19 protein-coding genes and 1 pseudogene are annotated in these 21,979 nt (G+C 65.9%); 11 read left to right on the top strand and 9 right to left on the bottom strand.

Translation table 11 applies throughout. The features are described from left to right. Genes KYC_RS26040 through KYC_RS26030 form a run of 3 tightly spaced genes read right to left on the bottom strand, consistent with a single transcriptional unit; the run spans position 1 to position 4,919 of the window. Positions 1-636: a chemotaxis protein CheB gene (locus tag KYC_RS26040; RefSeq protein ID WP_008168151.1), complete on the bottom strand. Its 636-nt coding sequence runs from the start codon at positions 634-636 to the stop codon at positions 1-3. After that, positions 633-1,472 (bottom strand): CheR family methyltransferase, encoded by an 840-nt coding sequence (locus KYC_RS26035; protein WP_008168149.1) that lies wholly within the window; start codon positions 1,470-1,472, stop codon positions 633-635. Before KYC_RS26035 ends, KYC_RS26040 begins: the two co-directional genes overlap by 4 nt. Positions 1,473-1,505: 33 nt before the next feature. Continuing rightward, positions 1,506-4,919: a response regulator gene (locus KYC_RS26030; RefSeq protein ID WP_008168147.1), complete on the bottom strand. Its 3,414-nt coding sequence runs from the start codon at positions 4,917-4,919 to the stop codon at positions 1,506-1,508. Between the two features lie 332 nt (positions 4,920-5,251). Between KYC_RS26030 and KYC_RS26025 the strand changes: the two genes are divergently transcribed. From KYC_RS26025 to KYC_RS26015, 3 genes are all read left to right on the top strand, one after another. After that, complete coding sequence (locus tag KYC_RS26025) at positions 5,252-5,710, top strand: response regulator (protein WP_238531997.1); 459 nt, start codon at positions 5,252-5,254, stop codon at positions 5,708-5,710. Between the two features lie 167 nt (positions 5,711-5,877). Then, complete coding sequence (locus KYC_RS26020) at positions 5,878-6,588, top strand: hypothetical protein (RefSeq protein WP_081478115.1); 711 nt, start codon at positions 5,878-5,880, stop codon at positions 6,586-6,588. Between the two features lie 4 nt (positions 6,589-6,592). Further along, complete coding sequence (locus KYC_RS26015) at positions 6,593-7,843, top strand: hypothetical protein (protein WP_008168140.1); 1,251 nt, start codon at positions 6,593-6,595, stop codon at positions 7,841-7,843. Between the two features lie 119 nt (positions 7,844-7,962). On the opposite strand, the gene KYC_RS26010 is transcribed toward KYC_RS26015, so the two are convergent. From KYC_RS26010 to KYC_RS29565, 3 genes are all read right to left on the bottom strand, one after another. Next, the gene (locus KYC_RS26010) at positions 7,963-8,187 is read right to left on the bottom strand and encodes a hypothetical protein (protein WP_008168137.1); all 225 of its coding nucleotides are present in this window, start codon (positions 8,185-8,187) and stop codon (positions 7,963-7,965) included. Between the two features lie 127 nt (positions 8,188-8,314). Beyond that, positions 8,315-9,010 carry a response regulator gene (locus tag KYC_RS26005; RefSeq protein WP_008168135.1) on the bottom strand — a complete coding sequence of 232 codons (696 nt, stop codon included), beginning with the start codon at positions 9,008-9,010 and terminating at the stop codon, positions 8,315-8,317. A gap of 61 nt (positions 9,011-9,071) precedes the next feature. Further along, entirely contained in the window at positions 9,072-9,368 is a 297-nt protein-coding gene (locus tag KYC_RS29565) for a hypothetical protein (RefSeq protein ID WP_167310280.1), read from the bottom strand. Positions 9,369-9,535: 167 nt separating this feature from the next. On the opposite strand from KYC_RS29565, the gene KYC_RS26000 reads away from it, so the two are divergent. The 8 genes from KYC_RS26000 to KYC_RS25965 are packed head-to-tail and all read left to right on the top strand — an operon-like array spanning position 9,536 to position 18,150. After that, positions 9,536-10,351, top strand: a complete 816-nt coding sequence (locus KYC_RS26000) for a TagK domain-containing protein (RefSeq protein WP_167310279.1) — start codon at positions 9,536-9,538, stop codon at positions 10,349-10,351. Between the two features lie 12 nt (positions 10,352-10,363). Further along, positions 10,364-11,206: a type VI secretion system accessory protein TagJ gene (locus KYC_RS25995; protein WP_008168131.1), complete on the top strand. Its 843-nt coding sequence runs from the start codon at positions 10,364-10,366 to the stop codon at positions 11,204-11,206. Continuing rightward, complete coding sequence (gene tssE / locus KYC_RS25990) at positions 11,193-11,705, top strand: type VI secretion system baseplate subunit TssE (RefSeq protein ID WP_008168129.1); 513 nt, start codon at positions 11,193-11,195, stop codon at positions 11,703-11,705. Before KYC_RS25995 ends, tssE begins: the two co-directional genes overlap by 14 nt. 1 nt (position 11,706) lies before the next feature. Next, the gene (gene tssF / locus KYC_RS25985; protein ID WP_008168127.1) at positions 11,707-13,587 is read left to right on the top strand and encodes a type VI secretion system baseplate subunit TssF; all 1,881 of its coding nucleotides are present in this window, start codon (positions 11,707-11,709) and stop codon (positions 13,585-13,587) included. 2 nt (positions 13,588-13,589) lie between these two features. Further along, positions 13,590-14,639 (top strand): type VI secretion system baseplate subunit TssG, encoded by a 1,050-nt coding sequence (tssG, locus tag KYC_RS25980; protein ID WP_043519302.1) that lies wholly within the window; start codon positions 13,590-13,592, stop codon positions 14,637-14,639. Positions 14,640-14,656: 17 nt separating this feature from the next. Then, positions 14,657-15,703 carry a type VI secretion system protein TssA gene (locus KYC_RS25975; protein WP_008168123.1) on the top strand — a complete coding sequence of 349 codons (1,047 nt, stop codon included), beginning with the start codon at positions 14,657-14,659 and terminating at the stop codon, positions 15,701-15,703. A gap of 42 nt (positions 15,704-15,745) precedes the next feature. After that, positions 15,746-16,753, top strand: a complete 1,008-nt coding sequence (locus KYC_RS29265; RefSeq protein WP_008168121.1) for a fimbrial protein — start codon at positions 15,746-15,748, stop codon at positions 16,751-16,753. A gap of 29 nt (positions 16,754-16,782) precedes the next feature. Beyond that, positions 16,783-18,150, top strand: a complete 1,368-nt coding sequence (locus KYC_RS25965) for a UDP-N-acetylglucosamine-transferase (protein ID WP_238531996.1) — start codon at positions 16,783-16,785, stop codon at positions 18,148-18,150. A 10-nt stretch (positions 18,151-18,160) separates the two neighbouring features. Here KYC_RS25965 and KYC_RS25960 read toward each other — a convergent pair whose 3' ends face one another. The 3 genes and pseudogenes from KYC_RS25960 to KYC_RS30000 all read right to left on the bottom strand — a co-directional run. After that, positions 18,161-21,487, bottom strand: coding sequence for an RHS repeat domain-containing protein (locus KYC_RS25960; protein WP_008168117.1), 3,327 nt, complete (start codon positions 21,485-21,487; stop codon positions 18,161-18,163). Between the two features lie 10 nt (positions 21,488-21,497). Continuing rightward, on the bottom strand, positions 21,498-21,770 hold the full coding sequence (locus KYC_RS29105; RefSeq protein WP_008168115.1) for a PAAR domain-containing protein: 273 nt from the start codon (positions 21,768-21,770) through the stop codon (positions 21,498-21,500). After that, positions 21,742-21,979 (bottom strand): annotated as a pseudogene (locus tag KYC_RS30000) (hypothetical protein); the annotation flags it as partial. The pseudogene KYC_RS30000 and the gene KYC_RS29105, both read right to left, overlap by 29 nt.

Raw genomic sequence — 21,979 nt, 5'->3', positions numbered from 1 at the left:
TCAGGAAATTCTTGTATCAGGCAGTCGCTGTACGGGCAGCCGGGCGAACAGGTCTGCGATGTCTTCGGGGGACAACGCCAATGATTCGGGCACACGCGCCAGGGCGGCATCGGGCATCGCGCGCATGGCGGCGGTGGACGGCGCCTGCACGACGGCGCCGCCGCCTGCGGCATGGATCGACGCCAGACCGTCGGCGCCGTCCTCGTTCGCGCCCGACAGCAGCACGCCCAGCAGCCGCTCGCCGTAGCAATCGGCAGCGGAGTGGAACAGCACGTCGATCGACGGCCGCGAAAACAGCACCGGCGGGTCGATCGACAGCGCCAGGCGCGGCCCCTGGTCCACCAGCAGGTGGTAGCCGGGCGGCGCTACATACACATGCCCCGGCCGCAACGGCTGCTGATCCTCAGCCTCCAGCACGGGCAGGGCGCAGCGATGGCCGAAGATGTCGGCCAGGCGGCTGGGGCGGTCGCCCGCCACGTGCAGAAGCACGATCACCGACGCCCGCAATCCTGCCGGCAACGCCGGCAGCAGGATGTTCAGGGCGTCGATGGCGCCTGACGAGCCGCCGATGACGATCGCCTCCCACGGGCCCGCGGGCCCGTCGGCGACTCGGCAATCCGGCACAGGCTCGCTCACAGTTCCGCCTTTTTGCGATAGATGCGGTCGTCCAGTACGAAGTCGTCGAACCCGCCCGCCAGCGCGGAAAATCGCACCGACTCCTTGGACCCGAGGCCCAGGAATCCGCGATGGACCAGCGCGTCGTGGAACAGCCCGAGGGCGCGGTTCTGCAGGTCGCGTTCGAAGTAGATCAGCACGTTGCGGCAGGAAACCAGATGCACCTCGGCGAACACGCTGTCCGTGGACAGGCTGTGGTCGGAGAACACCATGTGCTCGCGCAGCGTCTTGTCGAACACGACGCGCCCATACCGCGCGGTGTAGTAGTCGGACAGCGAACTGCGCCCGCCGGCCCGCGCATGGTTCGCGGTGAAGGCCGCGGCCCGGTCCAGGTCGTAAACGCCCTGCTCGGCCGCGCGCAACGCGTGCGGATTGATGTCGGTCGCGTAGATCAGCGCGCGGTCCAGCAGGCCTTCCTCGTGCAGCAGAATGGCCAGCGAATAGACTTCCTCGCCGGTGCTGCACCCCGCCACCCACACCTTGATCGAGGGATACGTGCGCAGAATGGGCACGACCTCGCGGCGCAGCGCCAGGAAATAGCTGGGATCGCGGAACATGTCGCTGACCTGCACCGTCAGGTACTGCAGCAGCCCGGTGAACACCGAGCTCTCGTGCAGCACGCGGTCCTGCAGCTGCGACAGCGTCTTGCAGCCGAACTCCGCCAGCGCGCTTTTCAGCCGCCGCTTGAGCGAGGCCTGCGCATACTCGCGAAAATCATAGTGATACCGGTGGTAGATCGCGTCGAGCAGCAGCCGCTGCTCGATCTCCTCGGTATGCACCCTGGTCGATGTGGGCATGGTCTGTTCTATCCGTGATTGCGCGGCGCGCGCCTATTTCCGCATCCAGACGCGCACCAGGGACAGCAGGCGCTCGACGTCCAGCGGCTTGGCGATGTAGTCGTTGGCCCCGGCGGCCAGGCATTTTTCCTGGTCGTCCTTCATGGCCTTGGCGGTCAGCGCAATGATGGGCAGGCGGCGCCAGTCCGGCCGGGCGCGGATCTCTCGCATGGCGGTATAGCCATCCATCTCGGGCATCATGATGTCCATCAGGACCAGGTCGATCGCCCGATGGCCGTCCGCGCCAGCGCGGCCCAGCGCTTCGAGCGCCTCGCGTCCGTTGCGTGCGATCTCCACATGCAGGCCCGTCGGCTCCAGGATGCTGGACAGCGCAAACACATTGCGCACGTCGTCCTCCACCACCAGCACCGTGCGGCCTTCCAGCGCGGTGTCGCGGCTGCGGGCAAGCTCCAGCATCTGGCGCTGCTGCGGCGGCAGGTCGGCCTCGACCTGGTGCAGGAACAGCGTCACTTCATCGAGCAGGCGCTCGGGAGAGCGCGCGTCCTTGATGATGATCGACTTGGAGAAGCGGCGCAGTTGCTGCTCTTCATCGCGCGACAGCGCGCGGCCCGTATAGACGATCACCGGCGGGAACGACACGCTATCCTGCTCGGCCATTTCGCGCAGGAGTTCGTAGCCGCTCATGTCCGGCAGGTTCAGGTCCATGACCACGCAGTCGTAGGTGGCGTCGCGCAGCAGGTCCAGGGCCGCGGCGGCATTGGCCGCCGGCACGATCTGCACGTCGTCGCGCGCCAGCAGCTCGCGCACGCTGTCGCGCTGGCGCTCGTCGTCCTCGACGACCAGCACGCGCCGCACGTTCTGGGTGAACTTGGCCTCCAGGCGCTGCAGCGCCTGGACCAGTTCCTCGCGCTTGACCGGCTTGAGCGCATAGCCGATAGCGCCGCGGCCCAGGGCCTCCTGCGAGTAATCGGCCACCGACACGATGTGCACCGGAATGTGGCGGGTATGCGGATTGCGCTTAAGCTGGTCCAGCACGCCCAGGCCCGAGAAGTCCGGCAGGTTCATGTCCAGGACAATCGCGTCGGGGCGCCGCTGGGCCGCCAGGGTCAGGCCATCCGTCGCGTTGTGGGCGGCAATGCAGCCAAAGCCCATCTCGCGCGCAAGGTCGCCCAAAATGCCCGCAAAGCGCTCATCGTCCTCAATGACAAGAATGGTCCGGGCACGCGGCGCATCGACGGGTTCATCGACCGCCGCCATGCTCAGGGCGGGCAACTCCGCGCCCCTCTCCGGGGCAACAGCCTGCGCGGGAACCTCCGGCACGGCCGGCGCCGTGCCGGCGTCGCGCGGATCCCGCGCGGTCGGCGCGGCATCCAGGCGCATCGGCAGCAGCAGCGTGAACACGCTGCCCTGTCCCGGCACGCTGACCAGCGTCAGGGCGCCGCCCAAGAGCTTGGCCAAGTCCCGCGAGATCGACAGGCCCAGGCCTGTGCCGCCATGCTTGCGGTGCGTGCTGCCGTCCGCCTGGCGGAACGCTTCGAAAATCAGTTCATGCTGGTCGGCCGGCACGCCGATGCCCGTGTCGTGCACGGCGAACGCAAGCCGGTAGCCGGGCGCGCGCGTCACTTTGAGCGCGACTGTGCCTTGCTCGGTGAACTTGATGGCGTTCGACAGCAGGTTCTTCAGCACCTGGCCCAGGCGTTGCGGGTCCGTGTGCAGGGATACCGGCACGTCCGGCGCGATATCGAGCGCCAGCCCCAGGCGCTTTTCCTGCGCCAGCGGCCGCAGGGGCTCCAGCAGCCGCTGCAGCGCCGGCGCGATGGCGACCTCTTCGACCTCCACGGTCGCCTGCCCGGCCTCGATCTTGGCCAGGTCGAGGATGTCGTTGATCAGCGCCAGCAGGTCGCGGCCCGCGGCATGGATGGTCTGCGCATACTTGACCTGATCGGGACTCAGGTTGCCCGGCTTGTTGTCCGACAGCAGCTTGGCCAGGATCAGCGTCGAATTCAGCGGCGTGCGCAGTTCGTGGCTCATGTTGGCCAGGAACTCGCTCTTGTACTGGCTGGCCTGCGCCAGCAGGCGGGCCTTGTCGGTCAGCGCCCCCTGCACCCTCAGCAACTGCTCAGCCTGGGACTCCAGGTTGACGTTGGTCTGCTCAAGTTCGGTCTGCTGCAGCTCCATGCGCGCCTGCGACTCCTGCAGGATGCGGCTCTGCTGCTCCAGCTCTTCATTGCTGACGCGCAACTCTTCCTGCTGGGTCTGCAGCTCTTCCGACTGGCGCTGGGTTTCCGCCAGCAAGGACTCCAGCCGGCTCCGGTCCTGGCCCGCGCGGATCGCGGAAGCCAGCATTTCGGACGCCCCTTCCAGCAGGCTGCGCTCGCTCTCGCTGACAGGATGGTTGAACCCCAGCTCGATCACGGCGTAGACGCGCTCATTCTGCATGGCCGGCGCCAGGATCAGTTCCGCGGGATTGGAGCGGCCCGTGGCCGACGAGACCTCGAAATGGCCGGCGGGCACATTGCGCACATGCAGCAGCTTGCGCGAACTGGCCGCCTGTCCGGCGAGCCCCTGCGCCGACGGGATTCTCTGCGCCAAGCGCTCGGCCGGCAGCGCGTAACCGCCGAAGAGCTCCAGATCGTCGCCGCCATTGACCACGTAGCCCGCCCCGACGCTCGCATTGAGATACTCCGCCAGGTAGTCCAGAGCCCGCCTGCCGATATCGTCCAGCCGGTGATCGCCGCGAAGGCGCAGGCTCAATCCCGACAGGCCGGCCGTGACCCAGGCCTGGCGCGCCTTGGCGCGGTATTCGCGGATTGTCATGGCGGCCGACGCAAGGATCAGCAGCAGCAACAGCAGCGATCCGCCCCAGGAGTAATAGGTCGAAGTCGACGCGGCCTGGTTCCAGGCTTCCCGCTCTTGCTGGACCTGGGACATCTGCAGCGCGTAGAGTTCGGAGACCAGATCGCGCAGGCGGTCCATCGCATCCTTGCCCGAGTCGGTGCGCACCACGCCCAGCGCGCCTTCGGCATCGCCCGCCTTGCGCATCTCGATCGTGTTATGCAGTTCGGTCAGCTTTTGCTGCGTGATGCCCGCGATGTCATTGGCGATCCGGCGCTGCGCGACGTCCTCCTGCGAAGCCTCCTTCACTATCGCCAGACGCTGCTCGATCAGCGGCAGCGAGCGCAGATAAGGCTGCAGATAGGACGCATCGCCTGTCAACAGATAGCCCCTTTGTCCGATTTCAGCGTCTTTCAACGCCGAATTGAACAGACTGAGCTGGCGGAGCGCCTCGGTGGCCCGGTCCATGGATTGGACGGCCCGGGTCCGGGTTTCCGCAGAGCGCACGTTAACGAAAGCGATGACCAATGTGGCCATTGCCGCCAAGATGAAACCGGCCATCAAGGTCCGGGGCAAGGCAAGGCGGCTGGCGGGCTGCGGCGATTTCAGCATGAGAGCGATGTACCAGTTCAGGGGAAAACGCGCGAACTGCGCTAGGCGAGGCTGCGAAGAATTATCAGGACGACGCGTTGCGCCGGCCATCCTTCGAACTGGTGAACTATACAGGTCCGGAACCGGTTCCGTTTCGTACGGATACAATTACGACACCAACGCGGCGCGTCCTTGCCCTAGGATTCGGCCTTCCTTCACGCTCTGCCAACCCCCATACTGTCCGGCTGCCACGCTTTTCCCCGTGCGCCACTTACTGCCATCTCGGCACGGCCTTGCGGATACCCAGGCCGGGCAAACATCCAAATTGCTGCCGTCCGTGGCGTTGAACAATCATGACGAAAATCCTTATGGTCGACGACCAACCTGCGTTGGTCGCCCTGATGAGCGAATTCCTGAGCGGCGAAGGCTATGACGTCACGACGCATACGGACGGATTGACCGCGCTGCAACAGATGATCGACCTGCGCCCCGACGTCGTCATCACCGACTTCTCCATGCCCGGCATGAACGGCGGCGCACTGCTGACTGCCATGCGGGAAAATGCCTACCTGCATGAAACGCCCGTGGTAATGCTGAGCGGCCGGCCGGAGCACGAGATCGTCGAGGCCTGCGAAGGACGCGCGGTTCTGATGCGCAAGCCGGCCAATCCAGGCGACGTGCTGGAGGCCGTCCGCCGTCTCACGCAAGGGGCGGAACCGCAATCGCGCCACCGCGCAGACTCCGGCCCGATGGCGGGAGCAATCGGCCATCCGGCATGCGCGGGCCAAGCCTCGCCCCTCCCCGCGGCATAAGTCCGGCAGGCACTTCCGCCGGCAATCTCCACTAAGGAAAAATGGCAGCTGACGGTCGTCAGCGGCCCCGCGCCCGGGCGGATGATCACCCCACGGACCGAACTAATTTCGTGACATAAATTTACGCATTTTGTATAACCCTTGGTTTGGCTAAACAGGGACAAACCATGTCGTTACTGCAGAATTCGCGAAGGTGGATAGGCGCCGTGTCGGCTGCCGCGGTGTTGACGCTGACCGGGTGCACCACGCCAGTGCTGCCTTACACCTACTCGCCAGCATCGGCGCTGGCGGCCACCGGCGACGTCGGCGTCGGCCAATTCACCTACGAACCCAACAAATACCTGCAGAGCCTGCCGGGTGGCGGCGCCGACCCCCAAGCCACGCGTTACCCCAATGCGGGCCTGTCCACCTCGCAGCAACACACCGGCGGCCCTCCCGGCGCGTACCGTTCAACCTACTCGCAAATTCTGCCCAATCAGGCGCGCAACACCGCAGTCGGCACCGTGCTGTTCGAACGCAATGTGGCCGATATCATCCGCGATGCCGCGTTTACGGAGCTGCGCGCGATCGGGATCACCGTTGCCGGCCCTTCCATCAGCCGCGAGCTGACGGGCGAGGTGCAGAACCTGATGGTGGACGAGCTGGGCATGAACATCGACTGGACCTTGCGCGTGGTGTACACCGTGGCGGAAAAATCCAATGGCGACGTGGTCTACAGCTCGGTCAAGGAAATCAAACGCACGACACCGAAATTTCTCAACGTGCTGGGCGCCCTCAACGACCTCATCCGCCTGAATATCGAAGCGCTGGCGTCCGATCCGCAATTCCTTGCCGTGATCCAGAACCAGGCGCAGCCGACGACATCCACCCGGAACTAAAGCCATGAAATTGCGCTGCCTGATCGCTTCGGCGATGCTCTGCCAGGGCGCCGCCGCCCTTGCCACTCCGGCGTCGGCTTTGTCCCGCGCCCCCACGCCCGCGCCCGCTGCGTCCCCGCCCGCGACGCCCCCCTCATCCGGCAATGTCGTCAGCGTGCCGTCGATGGGCGTCACCTTTACGGCGCCGCAAAACTGGTCGCACAAGATCAAGCGCAACGGACGGTTCGGCGTGATCGTCGTCGACCCGGTCGAGGTCGACCCCAACCGGATGCTGCAATGCCACCTCAAACCCATGGTGGAGCCGCGCACGCGAGGCTTGTCGCAACAACAGGTCAATGCCCGCATGCTTGCCAATCCGGCGACACCCGAACAATTTGCGGAAATTCTGGACAGCCGGGTGGAGGATCCAACGCTGAGGATGAGCGTCAGCGATGGTGGGCAGATGCACGTGGGCGAACGGCTTGTCTACTGGTACACCGCAAAGGTGACGTCAACGGCGAAGGGCAAGGAAGGCTTGGCGTTCATGAAGCTCTACGTGATCAGCGTTCCTGGCTTTACCTGGAGCGTGGTTTGCGGTGCAGGCGCGCCAGGCGAGGCCGCCAACGCTTCGGCGAAGTACCAGCAATGGCTGCCGGCCTTCGACCGATTGGTGTTGTCGCTGCGATTCTCCGACAACGTCCTGCCGGCTGCCATTGCGGCTGCTCCGGCCGCCTCATCCGCCGCAAACCGCACGCCAGCGCCCGTCCGCCTGCCCACCGCGAACCCTCCTCCCGCGTCAGCGACACAACCCGCCGCGGTCCCGGCATACAACGACGGCAGACAAGCGGCAATCAGGCCGTCGATGGCCGAACGCCAGGCCGGGGCCGGCGTAGCCTCTTCGGCATCGGCGGCGCGGACAACGGCGCCGGTCGTTGCCGACCGTGACGTTCAGCCGTACTCCGGCTACGGGTTTGCAGTACGGACGCCGCAGGACGCCGATCGCTCGATCATGGACAGCACCATCGTGCAGGACGCCCTTGCCCAGGGCTGCAAAGTGCGCAAGCCGCAGCGGCAAATCGTCATAAGCCGCCACGCCGGCCCCTTGAACGTGGACGAAGTGGCGTTTCCGCAGGGGTGTTTCGGCACGCGCAATACGCCGCCGCTGTATGGCGTGGGCACCATCCAGTCGCCCGCGCGCAACGCCGGGCAGTACCTGGTGTTCGACTACGACGATCAGGCGCGCGAACGTCTGATCGACTACCTGACCAGGCAATAATGCCGCGGCCTTCGCTATCGCGACGATGGCGAAGGCCAGGGCCTTATGTCCGTCACGGCATTGCGCCGTCGTCTCCGCGCCAATGGGACTGTCCGGACAGTCGCCGGCCGACGGCGGAACTATGACGCAATGCCCGGCCCGTCTTCCTCGCGCCGTTCCGCCTCTTCCTGCGCCTGCACGTCCTCCAGCCTGACGCGGCTGGTGCTGCCGTGCGCCGCCGCGCACTGGCCGGGATCGGCGCTGCCTTTCACGCATTCCGCGAACGCCAGCGCGGCGTCCACCGTGGCGAAGTGATAGGCATGACCGTCCGCAAACGCAACTTTTCCTTCGACCGAGCAATCCATGGCGCCTCCCGTTGATGGAAGGCACATCCTATCCCGCGCCGCGGGCGAAGTCAGCCCGCCCCGGCGGCGTCAGGGATTACCCGCAAGCAGTTACCCGAGCCTCCCGCCCGCGCCGGGAGCCCTCCGACTACTCGTTGGCTAGCGACAGTGCCGACCCGTCTTCGTCGACCACAAGATCCCCGCCTTCCGCCAGCAATCCCGATTCATAGGCAAACCGGAACAGCTCGACGTCGCGCGCGATCCCGAGTTTGCGCATTGCGCTTGCCTTCTGGGAACTGATGGTCTGCTTGCTGCGATTGAACTGTTCGGCGATCTCGTTGATGGACACGCCGGACACATAAAGCCGGACGACCTCGGTCTCGCGGCGCGTCAATCCCTTGACGGGCTCGGGCTGCGGCGCGCCATCCTGCGTCGTGGGCGGACGCAGCCTGGGTGAAAAATAGGTGGCGCCGGCATACACCGCGTGAATCGCGGAGATCAGGTGGCCGATGACGTCCACCTTGCTCAGCACGGCGCGAACACCGACCTTGACCATCTCCGCCACGATCGCGCGGTTTTCCATCGTGGTGAACACGATGATTTTCAGTTCAGGGTAGCGGCGGCGCAGGAATGACAGCATGGTCATGCCGTCGCCGAAGTCCCCTCCCGGCATCACGTAATCGGTGACCAGGATGTCGCAATGGGACTGGCTCAGCAGGTCGACGATTTCGGTCGAGTTGCTGGCTGTTCCCACGATGGAGATCGTATGGAAATCCGCCAATTCATGCTTCACGCCCGCGATCAGCACGGGATGGTCGTCGGCGATTACCAGAGATATCTTCATGCGTCGCCCCCTTCTTTTAACTGCCTTCTTGGTTTCAAGTGCCACCACTGTAGTGCCCGAGTCAAGGACGGTACTTAGTACAGGTATCCCAATCCTTCGAAAAACTTAAGACTAGTACGAAATCGTGGGTGGAGATGCGCGGCGACAGATCTTCGATCTGATTTTCCGCAATCACTGAAGGTGCGGCATCGCCGCCGGATTCACCACAAGGGAATTCGAAACCGGCCTCCTGCAACGCGCCAGGCGCCAGTATCAAGCCGACCGCAGCCGGCATCAATGTTTTCCCGACCTTTTCAGACAGAACCGATAGCAATCGGGCGTGGCGGTTCCTACCATTGCCAGAGTTGGCTTGCGCCATTTCCCAGAATCTTCCCGGACACGCATGTGGGCCGGGCGACCGACGCCATGATTGCATTCGCCATAGACAGATCCGAGCCCGTTGCCTGGGGCATATCGTTGGCCGCCCATGCCGGGCGGCCGCCACAAGGCATGCGCATCCACGCGCTGCAAGCACAGCCGTTGTGCATGCAAGCCGTGGACGCCTGCCTGCTCCCCTACGACGACGTCACCCACAACGATTCGGAACACGCCCTGTTCAATCTGGACGACAGCCGCCTTGCCTGGATCACTAATCGCTGCCAGACACTGTCCTGCCGGGTCAACGGCGCGGAAATGCGTCCTGGCGAACGCTGGAGGCTGGCGGATCGCGACCAGGTGACCATCGGACTGTCTCGGCTGACCGTGGTGCAGTCCGACTCGCCCCAGCAATGGGACGCCTGGGCCGGCAACCTGCCTGGCAGCGTCGCGCCGGATGAAGCGGCCGCCCTGGAAGCCTTGCGCACGCTGGATGACCCGGCCACAGAGGGCGGCATACTTTCGCCGGCCGAGCGTCCCCGCAACCATGATGGCGTCGCCGCCGACGCCATCCCTGCCGCGCAGCAGGATCCCCTGCAAACGCTCGCCACCGAATTCGACCAGGCCATTCAAGGCACCCATCGGGGGTTGCGCGCCATCCAGGGCGCCGCCCCGGCTGTCCCGGCCAACACGCTCCCCCCGCCCCCGGATCCGTTCGAACCCGCCGCGCAAAGCCGCACCCGCATGCTGCTCGAGGGCCTGCTTCCCCAGGCCACCGACATTGATTCCATCCTTGCCGACATGAACGAATTCGAAGCCGGCGAACTGTTCGCCCAGGCGCCCCGCCAGGACGTACTGCGCCTGCTTGCCGAACAGGCGGGACCCGCCGCCAGCAGCAAGACGCTGGCATCGCTTTCCCGTCGCGAGCACCACGACCTGTCGATAGACAGCTACTTCGAACAGCACCTTTCAGAACCCACGAAATAGACCTCTCGATCCATGCCTCCCATTGATGACCAAATCGCCAAACCACGTGACTCGCTGCGCCATCTGCTTGGCGGGCGCACGCTTGCCGCCGCCATCGACGACGCCGCAATCCAGCTCCGAAAACAGCCCGCCCACGTCAGCCTGCGCTGGCTGCTGTTCCAGCTGCTCTGCCTCGAAGGAGACTGGCCCCGGGCGCTCAAGCAACTGCAGGTCTGGGCCAGCCTCGACACCGACCACCTGCGCGAAGCCCAGATGCTGCGGGAGCTCCTGCGCGCGGAAAGCTACCGTGCAGAGGTCATGAAGGGGCGCAAGCAACCAGGCTGGCTGGACGAGCCGCCCGCCTGGACCAGCCTGCTGAGCCAGGCCGCGGCGGCGCTGGCCGGCGCGCATCCCGAATACGCGGACGACCTGCGCCGCCGGGCGCTAGACAACGCGCCGGACGCGCCGGGGCATGCCAATCCGGGCACGGGATTTTCCTGGATCAGCGACAGCGATACGCGCCTGGGCCCCATCTGTGAACTCATGTTCTCCGGCGGCTACCGCTGGGTGCCGTTTGCGTGCATCGCGTCGTTGTCCTTTCCGCCGGTCGCCAGGGCGCTGGATCTGATCTGGCGCCCATGCAAAGTGACGCTGCACGACAACACGGTCCTCAGCACCTACATGCCCTCGCGCTACCCGCTGATCCAGGGTGAAACCGACGCGCAGAAACTGGGCGCCGTCACGGTGTGGCACGACCGCAGCGAAACCACCGTTACCGGCGTCGGCCAACGCACCTGGATCACCGATTCCGGAGAGATCGGCATGCTTAACGTGCTCAGCATGCATTTCGAGGGGCAGTCCATTGAGGTCGCCTGACGCATTCCAGAAGGTGCGGTATCTGCCTTCCCTGTTCGACCGGCTTCGCGACAACGATCCCCGCGCCGCGCACGAGCACGCCGACGCCTATGCCCCCGACGCCGCCAGCATGCAGCGGCTGGTCCGGCGCGACTTGGCGCTGCTGCTGAACACCTGCAATCTCGGCGCCGCGATCGACGCCGCCCGGCACCCGCATGCGGCCAGCTCGGCCGTGAACTACGGGCTGCCGCCGCTTTCGGGCAGCCTGCGCGAAAACCACAACCCGGTCGCCATCGAAAAGCTGGTGCGAGACACCATCGTGACGTTCGAACCCCGCCTGATTCCCGAGTCCCTGTCCGTGCGCGTGCTGCCCTCGAAAAGCCCGGGCGCCTACAACGTCATTCATCTCGAAATCAGGGCGCTCATGCACTGGTCGCCCTACCCGGTGGAGTTCCTGGTCAAGAGCCTGTACGACCTGGAATCCTCTCACGCCTTCGTCGATCCGCTGTACGGAGTCTGAGATGGATCCCAAGCTTCTTGACTACTACAACAACGAACTGACGTACCTGCGGGGTATGTCCGATGAATTCGCACAGGCCCATCCCAAGGTTGCGCGCCGGCTCGGCATGCAGTCCGGCGAGATCGCCGACCCCTACGTGGAACGCATGATCGAAGCGTTCTGCTTCATGGCGGCCCGGGTGCAGCTCAAGCTGGACGCGGAGTTTCCCCGCTTCACCCAGCGTCTGCTGGAAGTGGTGTATCCGAACTATGTGGCGCCGACGCCGTCCATGAGCGTGGTTCAGCTTCACCCCGCCACACGCGAGGGCGACTTCAGCCACGGGGTATCGGTGCCGCGCCACAGCGTGTTCAGGTCTCCGATCGCCCCCGGCGAACAGACCGCATGCGAATTTCGCAGCAGCCAGGACGTCACGCTCTGGCCCGTGGCGATCGTCGACGCGTCGCTCAGCAATGTGCCGCCGAACCTCCCGGACCTGCGCCGCCACCTCGCCTCCGGCACGCGCCTGCAGGGCGCGCTGCGCATCCGCTTGCGCACGACGGCGGACATCAATTTCTCGCAGATCAAGGGCCTGGACCAGCTCTGCTTCTACATCACCGGAGACGAGCGCGTGACGTCGCACCTGTTCGAGCTCGTGCACGTGGGCTGCGTCGCGTCGGTGGTGCGCGGCGCAGACTCGGACGAGCACGCCGGCCACATCGTCACCCGGGATGCCGTCACGCACGTCGGCTTGACGGCCGGCGAAGCGCAGTTGCCCGCATCGTGGACCAGTTTCCATGGGAACAGCCTGGTCCAGGAATACTTCGCCTTCCGCCAGCGCTTCTACTTCTTCAACGCCACGCAGCTGTCCCGCGGGCTGGCGAACGCCAACTCCCGCGAAGCAGAGATCATCCTGCTGCTGGACCGCTTGCCGCAGGCGTTGTCGACGCACGTCAACGCATCGCGGTTTGCGCTCTTCTGTACACCTATCGTCAACCTCTTCGAGAACCGCACGGATCGTGTCGAGGTCGACCGCTCCAAGACGGAATTCCACCTGGTGCCCGATCGGACCCGGCCTTTGGACTACGAAGTCTTCTCGGTGCAGCGCGTGGTCGGGCAACAGGCCAAGACCGCCAGCGAAGTCGTCTTCAACCCGCTTTATCACACCGTGCATAGCGATCTGGGCAACTACGGCCGATATTTCTCCGTAAACCGCGAACGCCGCCTGCTTTCCGACAACGCCCGCAAGTACGGCACCCGCACGCAGTACATCGGGACCGAGGTCTATCTGTCGCTGGTCGACCAGCATGAGGCGCCGTATGGCGGCGACATCCGCTACCTGTCGGTGGACGCGCTGGTCACCAACCGCGACCTGCCCAGGCTGATTCCGCACGGCACCCACAATGACCTATCCATGCGGGAATCGGTGCCGATCGAGCGCGTCACCATGCTGCACCCGCCCAGCGTGCCGCGCGAACCCTACGCGCTCGGCGAAGCCGCCTGGCGGCTCATCCGGCAGCTCAGCTTCAACTACATTCCGCTGGCCGACCTGGATGAAAGCGGCGGCGGCCAGGCGCTGCGCAACATGCTGCGCCTGTTCCTGCATCCCGGCGAAACCGAGCTCTCCAACCAGATCGACGCCCTGATCGGGTCGCGCGTCACACGCGTCGCGCGCCGGCTGCCCCGGCATCCACTCATGGTCTACGGCCGGGGGGTGAACTGCCGCCTGACCGTGGACGAAATCGGCTTCTCCGGCATCAGCCCCTACCTGTTTGGCCTGGTCCTGGAGCAATACATCGCCCGCCACGTTTCCATCAACGTGTTCACGGAAACCTCGCTGCGCTCCATACAGCGGGGCGAAGTCGCAACCTGGGCTCCTCGTCCGGGCGGCCGGAGCGTGGTGTAGCCATGGCAGCCCTTCCACCCCAACAAGCGCGTGAACCCGTCCGCCCCGCCGCCCCGCTGGCGGAATGGTTCGACCCTGAGCAGCCCTGGAAAAGCAGCTTCATCAGCCTCATGCGCGCGCTTGCCGCCCAGAACAGCGATGTCCCGATCCCCGGCACCGCCTTGCTGCCGCAAGAAGAGAACCACCGGATCGGCCAGCGCGCGAGCCTGCGGTTCGCGCCCAGCGAAGTCGCCACGGTAGTCCAGGACGGCCGCCACATCCGCGTGCAGCTCTACAGCCTTGGCATATGGGGCCCTCAAGGCCCGATGCCCCTGCACATGTCGGAGCAGGCTTATACGCGCGTCGAAAGCCACCACGACAGGACCCTGACCGATTTCGCCGACATCTTTCATCACCGCGCGCTCTCGCTGTTCTACAGGGCCTGGGCGGCAGGGCAATCCACGGCGTCGCTGGACCGCCCCTCGGACGAGCGCTTCACCTTCTACATCGGCAGCCTGATCGGAGACGATCCGAAAGACAGCGCCAGCCTCCATCCTTCCACCCACGCGCGCTACGCGGCCGCCTCGCACCTGGTGCGCGAGGCGCGCAATCCAGACGGTCTCGCCCGCGCGCTGTCGTTCTACTTCGGGGTCCAGGTCGAGGTCGAGGAATTCGTGCCGTACTGGATGCCGCTGGACCTGGCCAATCGCAGCGTCCTGGGTTCGCCCTCGCCTTGCGCCGCCCTGGGCGACCAGGCCATGCTGGGCCAGTCGATTCCCGACTGCCAGCATCGTTTCCGGCTGGTGATGGGCCCATTGAGCCTTGAACAGTACTTGCGGCTCACCCCGCATGGAGATGACCTCCCCACGCTGGTGGACTGGGTGCGGACATTCATCGGCCACGAATTCGACTGGGAACTCAAATTGCTTATCCAGCCGCGCGCCGCGCCCGGCGCGCGAGCGCTTCCCGAGCACCGCCTGGGCTACTCCACCTGGCTGGGCCAGGCATCGGCCGACGTTCCCGTCGTCGGCATGGTGTTCGAACCCGAGTTCTACCGCGACACCAGACCCTGAGCACACCTCACCGACCCATGACCACACACCTCCCCCCAGACGCCGGTCCGGAAGCCGACCTGCTACAGCCGCTGGACGGCGACTCGCCTTGCGGTCCCGACCTTGAATACGACCCCGGCTTCGTCATCCTGCTGGCGAACGTGGCCACCCGCCGCGACGCCCAATATGGCGACTTCGTGGACGCCGCTACCCCCATCAATTGGGGCGAGGCCGAGCGCGATTGCCGCGCGCTGCTGGCGCGAAGCAAGGACCTGCGCCTGCTGGTCATCCTGGCCAGGTGCCGCGTCCGGCAGGCCGGCGCCCCGGGTCTGCGCGTATCGCTGGAGTTGATCGACGCGATGCTGCGCCGCTATGCGGACGGCTTGAACCCCGTGCCGACGCTCGATGGCGAGCATGATCCGATGATTTTCGCCAACGCGCTGGGCGCGCTGGCCGACCCCGACGGGCTGATTGCGGATGTGCGCGACATCGCGATGCCCAAGAGCATGGGCACGCCGCTCCAGCTGCGCGACATCGAACGGGCGCTGGCGAAGACCCGCAGCAAGGATGCCCTGACGCCCGAGGCGGCGGCCCGGCTCGTGGCGGATCTGCACGACCGGCGCGACGCCGCCGCGCAGGCGCTGGCTGGCGCCGCCGGCGCTTTGGCGCGCATCAACGCGTGGACGTCCGACACCTTCGGCGCGATGGCGCCTGACCTCGCGCTCCTCACCCGGCTTCTGGAGCCGTTTCAAACGCCGGGCCCGGTCCACGAGCATTCCATGGCGGCCGCCACACCGTTGGCGCAGGCCCAGGCCAGCCCGGACAAGCCGCCTCCCCCCACGAAACCGGCAAAAGGTCGCGCGCCCCCCCCGGCCGAAACGCCGCGCCCGATACCCGCCTACACGCGCTGGGACATGTTGGAAACCCTGCGCACCGCAAGAGTGTGGTTCGAGACCCACGAGCCCAGCAGTCCGGTCAGCGTCCTGATCAAGCAGGCCGAGCGCATGGTCGGCCGGCGCTATTCGGAGCTGCATCGGATGGTGCCTGCAGAACTGCTCGAACAATGGGATGCCCCCCAAGACTGAACGAACGAATCCACATCCGACGCTATATCAGGAGGACGTCACATGAAGACCCTATGTGCGGCGCTGGCCGCAACCGCATTGTTCTACACACTGCCCGCCTCTGCGGAGTGTCGCAAGCTTACCCAGGCCGACATCGACGCCTCGCGACCGCACGTCATAGAGCCGATGGAAATCGAATCCGTGCGGCAACTGTCATTTTCCGGAACCGCAATCGACGTCGAAGCCAACCATCCGATAAATGAGCCGTTTGCCATCGGGGCAACGGCATCCCAGGGGGCGATCGCCATACTGATCTGCCAAGGCTCGACACGCACGGTGCATTTCGAAGTCCCGGGGGCCGTCGGCACGGGTGTCTACCCGACCGGCGCCCCGGGTGTGGGTTTCCGTATCAAGCATGTGCGCGGCAGCGGAACGACGTCGACGCTCCCGGAAACCACTCGCTGGACCCGATCTCCCGAATATGGGCCCGAATACCCATTAATCGGGGATGGCGCCACCTTTGTGGTCGAGCTTATCAAGACAGGACCAATGAACAGTGTTTCGGTCGTCAACCTCGGAACGGTCGTCCAGGTAAGCGGCGCCGAAGACCGCGCCATCGTCTTCAGCGTGAATGCCGACTCCGTGATCCTGAGAGTGCTCCCGCATTGCTGGGTCACAAGCAACCACTCGGAACCGATCGACTTCGGAACATTCGGCCCCAGTGAAGTCTCCGCCACCGCGGGCCCGACCAAGCCCGTCGTCATCGACCTTACGTGCGATGGGCCGACTGCGCCGAACACGGTTTCGGCCACCTTGGCGGCAACGCCAGACCCGGCGGTTCCCGACTACATCCGCAATGTTGGCGGTGCCGACAACCTGGCCATCCGGCTGCGCGACTCCGGCAGCCAGCAGGTGCTCAAGCCTCAGAACGCCAGCAGCACACTGGTCAAAACGACGCCGGGGTTCAACACGTCGTTCGCCCTCGAAGCAACCGTGCTGCGCGTGGGAAGCGCCGCCCCCACGCCAGGCATGATCGACGCGCATGGCATCGTCACCCTCTCCTTCCAATGACACCAATGACCTCGATGACCGCAGACCAGATGTCCACTCTCTTCGTCCAGATCGCCAGCTATCGGGATCCCGAACTGATCCCCACGCTGCACGATCTGGTCAATCGCGCCGAGTTTTCCGGCCGGCTGCGAATTGTCGTGAGCTGGCAGCACGGGACCGACGAGACGCTCGGCGGCTTTTTCCTTGAGGGGTTCCAGAAGTGGCGGCTGCAGCCCGACCAGCCCTTCTGCGTACATACCTTCGAGTTGCGCGGCGCCACCGTCGAGCTGATAGATATTCCGCATGAACTGTCCCAGGGAGCATGCTGGGCGCGGAACCTTATTCAGCAGCGGTACCAGGGCGAAACCTACACGCTGCAGCTCGACTCCCATCACCGCTTCGTGCCGCACTGGGATACGCAATTGATCGCCATGCAGGAGCAGTTGCGCGCGCGCAGCCCCAAGCCCCTGCTGACCGCCTACCTGCCTGCGTATACGCCGGCCGCCCCCCATCCCGGCGACCAGGGCGCGTCCGCGGCGCTGGGCATGCGCTTTGACCGGTTCACCCCCGAGAGCCCGATCTTCTTCAGGGCCTTCGAACTGCCGGAGTGGCAGTCGCTGCCAGAACCCGTCCCGGCCCGGTTCTACAGCGGCCATTTCACCTTCGCCGACGGCAGCTTTGCGCGCGAAGTGCAACACGATCCCGAGTACTTCTTCCACGGCGAGGAAATCTCGCTGGCCGTGCGCGCCTACACCCACGGCTACGATCTTTACCATCCCCACCGGAACCTCGCGTGGCACGAATACAGCCGCGAGGGGCGGCCAAAGTTCTGGGACGACCATGACGGAAACGCCCGCGATGCGGGGCGCGTTTCCCAGGCATGGTGGGAACGCAATGCGCGCTCTCTTGCGCGCAACCGGGCGCTATTCGGCATGGAAGACGCATCCGCCCCGGCCGCCGAGGCGCCCGAGGCGAAGTACGGCTTCGGCCAGGCCCGGACGCTGGCGGATTACGAAGCCTACGCAGGCATCAGCTTCTCCGATCGCGCGGTGCAGCCCGAGGTCATTGCTTGCCAGCCGCCGGGCGCTGGCGCCCCCCTATCCGATCCTGCCTCGTGGCGCTCCACGCTGCGCCGATCCCATGATCTGCATATCAGCGCTCACCGCAGTGTGTTCGACATACAGGCCTGCACCCAGGCAACGCAGGTCCGGGTTCGCGCGCTTCGGGCGGACGGTTCCGTGCTGCATGAAGACACCGCCACCATCGAATCCTCGCGCTCTCACTGCAAAAACGATTGGTTCGACCGCCGCCTGGCTTTCCTCTGCGATCTCAGCGAACAACCCGCGGCGTATCAGATCGCCGCCCTGGACGCCAACCAGACGGTCCTGGCCAAGTTCGAAAAGGCGCTGACGGCTTGAGGCCTGCGGGCTATGCGTCAGGGTCGGACAACGCGGGGAACCGGACGCCGGCCCAGTCTGCCGGCGCTGGCCATGGGCAAATGACGCCCGTGCGCGCGCCGACTCCCGCCGCCCCCACCGCTCGGCCGGCGGGATTGGCCTGGGACACCGGCGCACAGACGTATCGGTAGGGGCTGACGCCCGCCGGGGCGTCCCGGTCCGGACTCATGTAGCGCCCCGTCAACGGGTCATAGAATCGGACGCCATTCCAGCACAGCATCGTATCTGGGTCGGACCACTGCCCGGCGAAGCCGGGCGGCGGCACGCCGTCCGCACCGGACTCGCCGGGCGGCTCTCCCCAGGGACGCACACCGCCCTGCGCGCATCGCCGGCCCTCGCCGTCGACCACCGCATGCACGCGTCCGGCGGCATCGAGAAACAGGTACTGCACCTCGGGCGCGGACCAGGGCATCTTCGAGTTCGCCCGTCTCTGCACCAGCCGGGCGGCCGGGGCATAGGACTGCTGGCCCAACGGCGCCGGCTCGTAGACGTACGTCGCACGCCAGTTCGGCGTAACTTCCTGGATGAGCCGCAGGCCGTCCCAGAGGAAGGTGTGCGACATTTCCTGGCCTTGGTTTCCGACGCGGCGGCCCACCAGCCTGCCTGCGGCATCGTAGACATAAGAAATGACCCTGCCGCGAAGCTGCACGCACGCCAACCTGCCCGCCGCATCCCAGGTCAATTCCGTCCGGATCAGAGGCCCTTCACGCCGCAGCACCCGGCCCCATCCGTCGTACGCGAGCGTCATCGGTCCGACGTGCGTTACGCGATGATCTGGCGTAAGCCGGGGAGGCGCCCACCCCGCGCCATCCAGGGCGATGATATTTCCGCCGGCGTCCCATGTCGTATACACGGCATACGCCTCGCCAATGCTGCGCACCAACCGCCCCCTCCGGTCGTAGTCGTGCAGGGTCCGCCCCGAGGCGTCCTCCACCTCGACCAGCCTGTCCGCCGCGTCTCGCCGCGTACGGCGCGCCAACGCAAGGACTTCCTCGCCATTTTCACCCAGCCGCACGCGCTCTATCCGCACGCCTCGCGCCTCGTCCCGCTCGATTCCGCGCAAGAGATTTCCGGCCAGGCGAGCATGCTCGCGGCCCGCCGAGTCCTGGCGGATCGTAAGAATGGTCATCGGCGGACCGCCATCCACATAGCTCAGCTGTATCAGTCCTTGCGCCGCATCCCGCGCGGTCAGCAACGCCAGGCCGCAGGGCAGCTCCAGAGCAACCTGATGCCCCAACCCGTCTCGCGTGAGGGTCAGCGTCCCCTGCGCGCTGGTCTCGCGAACCGCCAGCCCGCCTGCACCGTATTCGAAAACCAAAGGTTCGGCCGCAAGGCCGTCATCAACAGCCGCCGGCCTTACCGCCACCAGCCTGTCCTCGGCATCATGCTCGAATTCACATCGCAGACCATCGCGTTCGCGAGATGCCACGCGCCCCCGGGCGTCATAGCCTATCAGGGTCTCCAGGGTCGCCGAACCGGCCGTCTCATGTATGCGGGCGACGCGGCCCGACACGTCCAGGCACTGCTCGGTCACCACACCGTCGGCGTCCCGCCGCGCCACCGCCCGCCGCGCCGCATCCTTGACCCAGCGCTGCGTGCCGCCGCCCGGCCCCTGAACTATCAGTTCTCCATCCGTCGAGTTCCTGGCATAGCGGGTGATCACGCCCTCTTCGTCGACCTGCAGTTCCAGCCGGCCCTGCGTGTCGTACCGCCAGTGACGCGCATGCCCGGCGGCGTTGGCCAACGAAAGCAATTTCCCCTGCGGGCTGTACACGGCCAGACGCGCCCGCGCGCCCTCGCCCTGGCGCACCCGGAGCTTTCCCGCGTCGTCGTACTCGCGATACTCGGCAACGTCGTCCTGACCGCCTCGGGCGCGCAACAGCCCGGCCGCGCTCCAGGCGTAGCGCTCCACCCGGCCATCCGGCAGCTCCCGCCGCACGAGGCGCCCGATCGCATCATATGCATAGCGGGCCTCGCCGCCAGGAACCGTGCGCACGCATCGCTCCGAGTCCCCGGCATAGTCTATGTGGGCAACGCCGCCGTCCGGCGAACGCCGCCGGGCCGGACGCAAGCGCTCATCGCGCAGCCAGAACCAATCGCGCCCGCCGTCGCGCGTGAGCATCATGGGCATGCGGGTCGCGTAGGAGTAACTGACCCTGCGCAAGAATCCGGCCGGGCCGCTTTCCTCCACCACACGGCCAAAGTCGTCATAGTCAAACGCGCACCGCCCAGCCGGCGCATCCACGGCAACCGGACGGGATTGCGAGTCGTAGGCGATCCGATACACGCCGCCATCCGCATCCTGGTATTCCGATGTCCGGCCCTGGTCGTCAAACTGCCAGCGGCTCTCGCTGCCGTCCGCGCAAACGATGCGGACGCAGTTCCCTGATGGATCCCGGTGAATCAACCACATCTGGTCGCCAGGCGCGCGCAGCCCGGCAACCTGCATCCCCGTACCGTCGTCGCGCCACCGGATTGACCAGGTTCCGGCATCTTCCGCCATTTCGGACAAGAGGCCATCCTGATAGCCGTAGCGGCGCAGCCCTCTTCCGCGTCCCGAATCCACGCTGGCCAGCTTCCCATCCGCCCCGTAGGCGAACATTGCGCATGGATCGCCGTCCAGACTCCGAGCCGCCGATGTCACGCAGCCCAGCGCATCCAGCGTAAACCACAGGCCCGTTCCGGCAGCATCCAACAGCGCGGCAATCCGGCCCTGTTCATCGCGTCGCACCTCTATGCGGTAGCCATCAAGGAACTCCACCGCAGCCAGCGCTGCAACACCCTCCGCATCAGGAGACGTGAAATAGCGATAGGCGGGCTGCAAATCGGCCACCACATAGCGTCCATCGTCCAGGCAGGCGAACGTCAGCGATTCGCTGGCCAGGATCACCTGATGCCCCGGCTCGGGGCGCGGAACCCGCAGGGTTCGGCCCCATTCATCGCGGTAGGCAAGCACCGATCCCTGTACCAGCAAAGACACATCCCAGCGCGTGCGCCAGCCCAGGCCGAACATCCCGGCCTGGCCGATCCGGCTGTCGTACCGGCGTGCAAGGGCAGGCCTGCGCGGCCCGGCAGGGAGCGCATCCCGATGCCGCGCCGCGCCGCGCGCAAGGTGCCCTCCATTTACGTTCACGCCGCCCGGCCCCCAACCCGCCAGGGCGGCCGCGGGCAGGCGCCGCCACAGCACCCCATACTCGCTGCGCAGCCACCAGCCATGGGATCTTTCCTGAGCCGGCAGCTCGACCCGTTCGCCCGGAAAGCTGGTCAGCAGGCCGGCCAGCCCGCTCAATGCCGTCATTGCCGTCCGCTCACACCGCTATGAAGACATTTGGCGATGCCGTCGCCGCAGGCGACCCGCAGGACGTGCAGCACGCCATATGAGCAGCATTGAATCCATTGACGAACACCGTGGTTGAGCCCTTCGCAACCGCCTGCGCCGAGACATGCAGGGCGCAGCATGCCGCGCAACCCATGAAGGCGGCGGGCAGCCCATTGATGAAGACATTGGGCGAACCGCACAGGACTTTTCCGCCGTGAGCGATCGCGTCTCCTTTACGCACTGCGGGAAATGATTTGATCATGGACTATCCCTCTGAGGGAGCCGGACGCCGCGCGCCTTCGGCCCGCATAAAAGCCTGGAGTTAAAAAAACAACTCCGTCGTGGTCGGCGTCGGCGTCGGCGGCGGTGTTTCGGTCGGTGTCGGCGGCGGCGTCTCCGTCGGTGTCGGCGGCGGTCGTTTCCGTCGGCGTCGGCGGCGGCGTTTCCGTTGGCGTCGGCGTCGGCGTTTCG

The organism is Achromobacter arsenitoxydans SY8 (genome assembly GCF_000236785.1).
Taxonomy (GTDB): Bacteria; Pseudomonadota; Gammaproteobacteria; order Burkholderiales; family Burkholderiaceae_B; genus Achromobacter; species Achromobacter arsenitoxydans.
The sequence above is the reverse complement of the archived record's forward strand: the minus strand, read 5'-3'. Positions and strand labels throughout refer to the sequence as shown.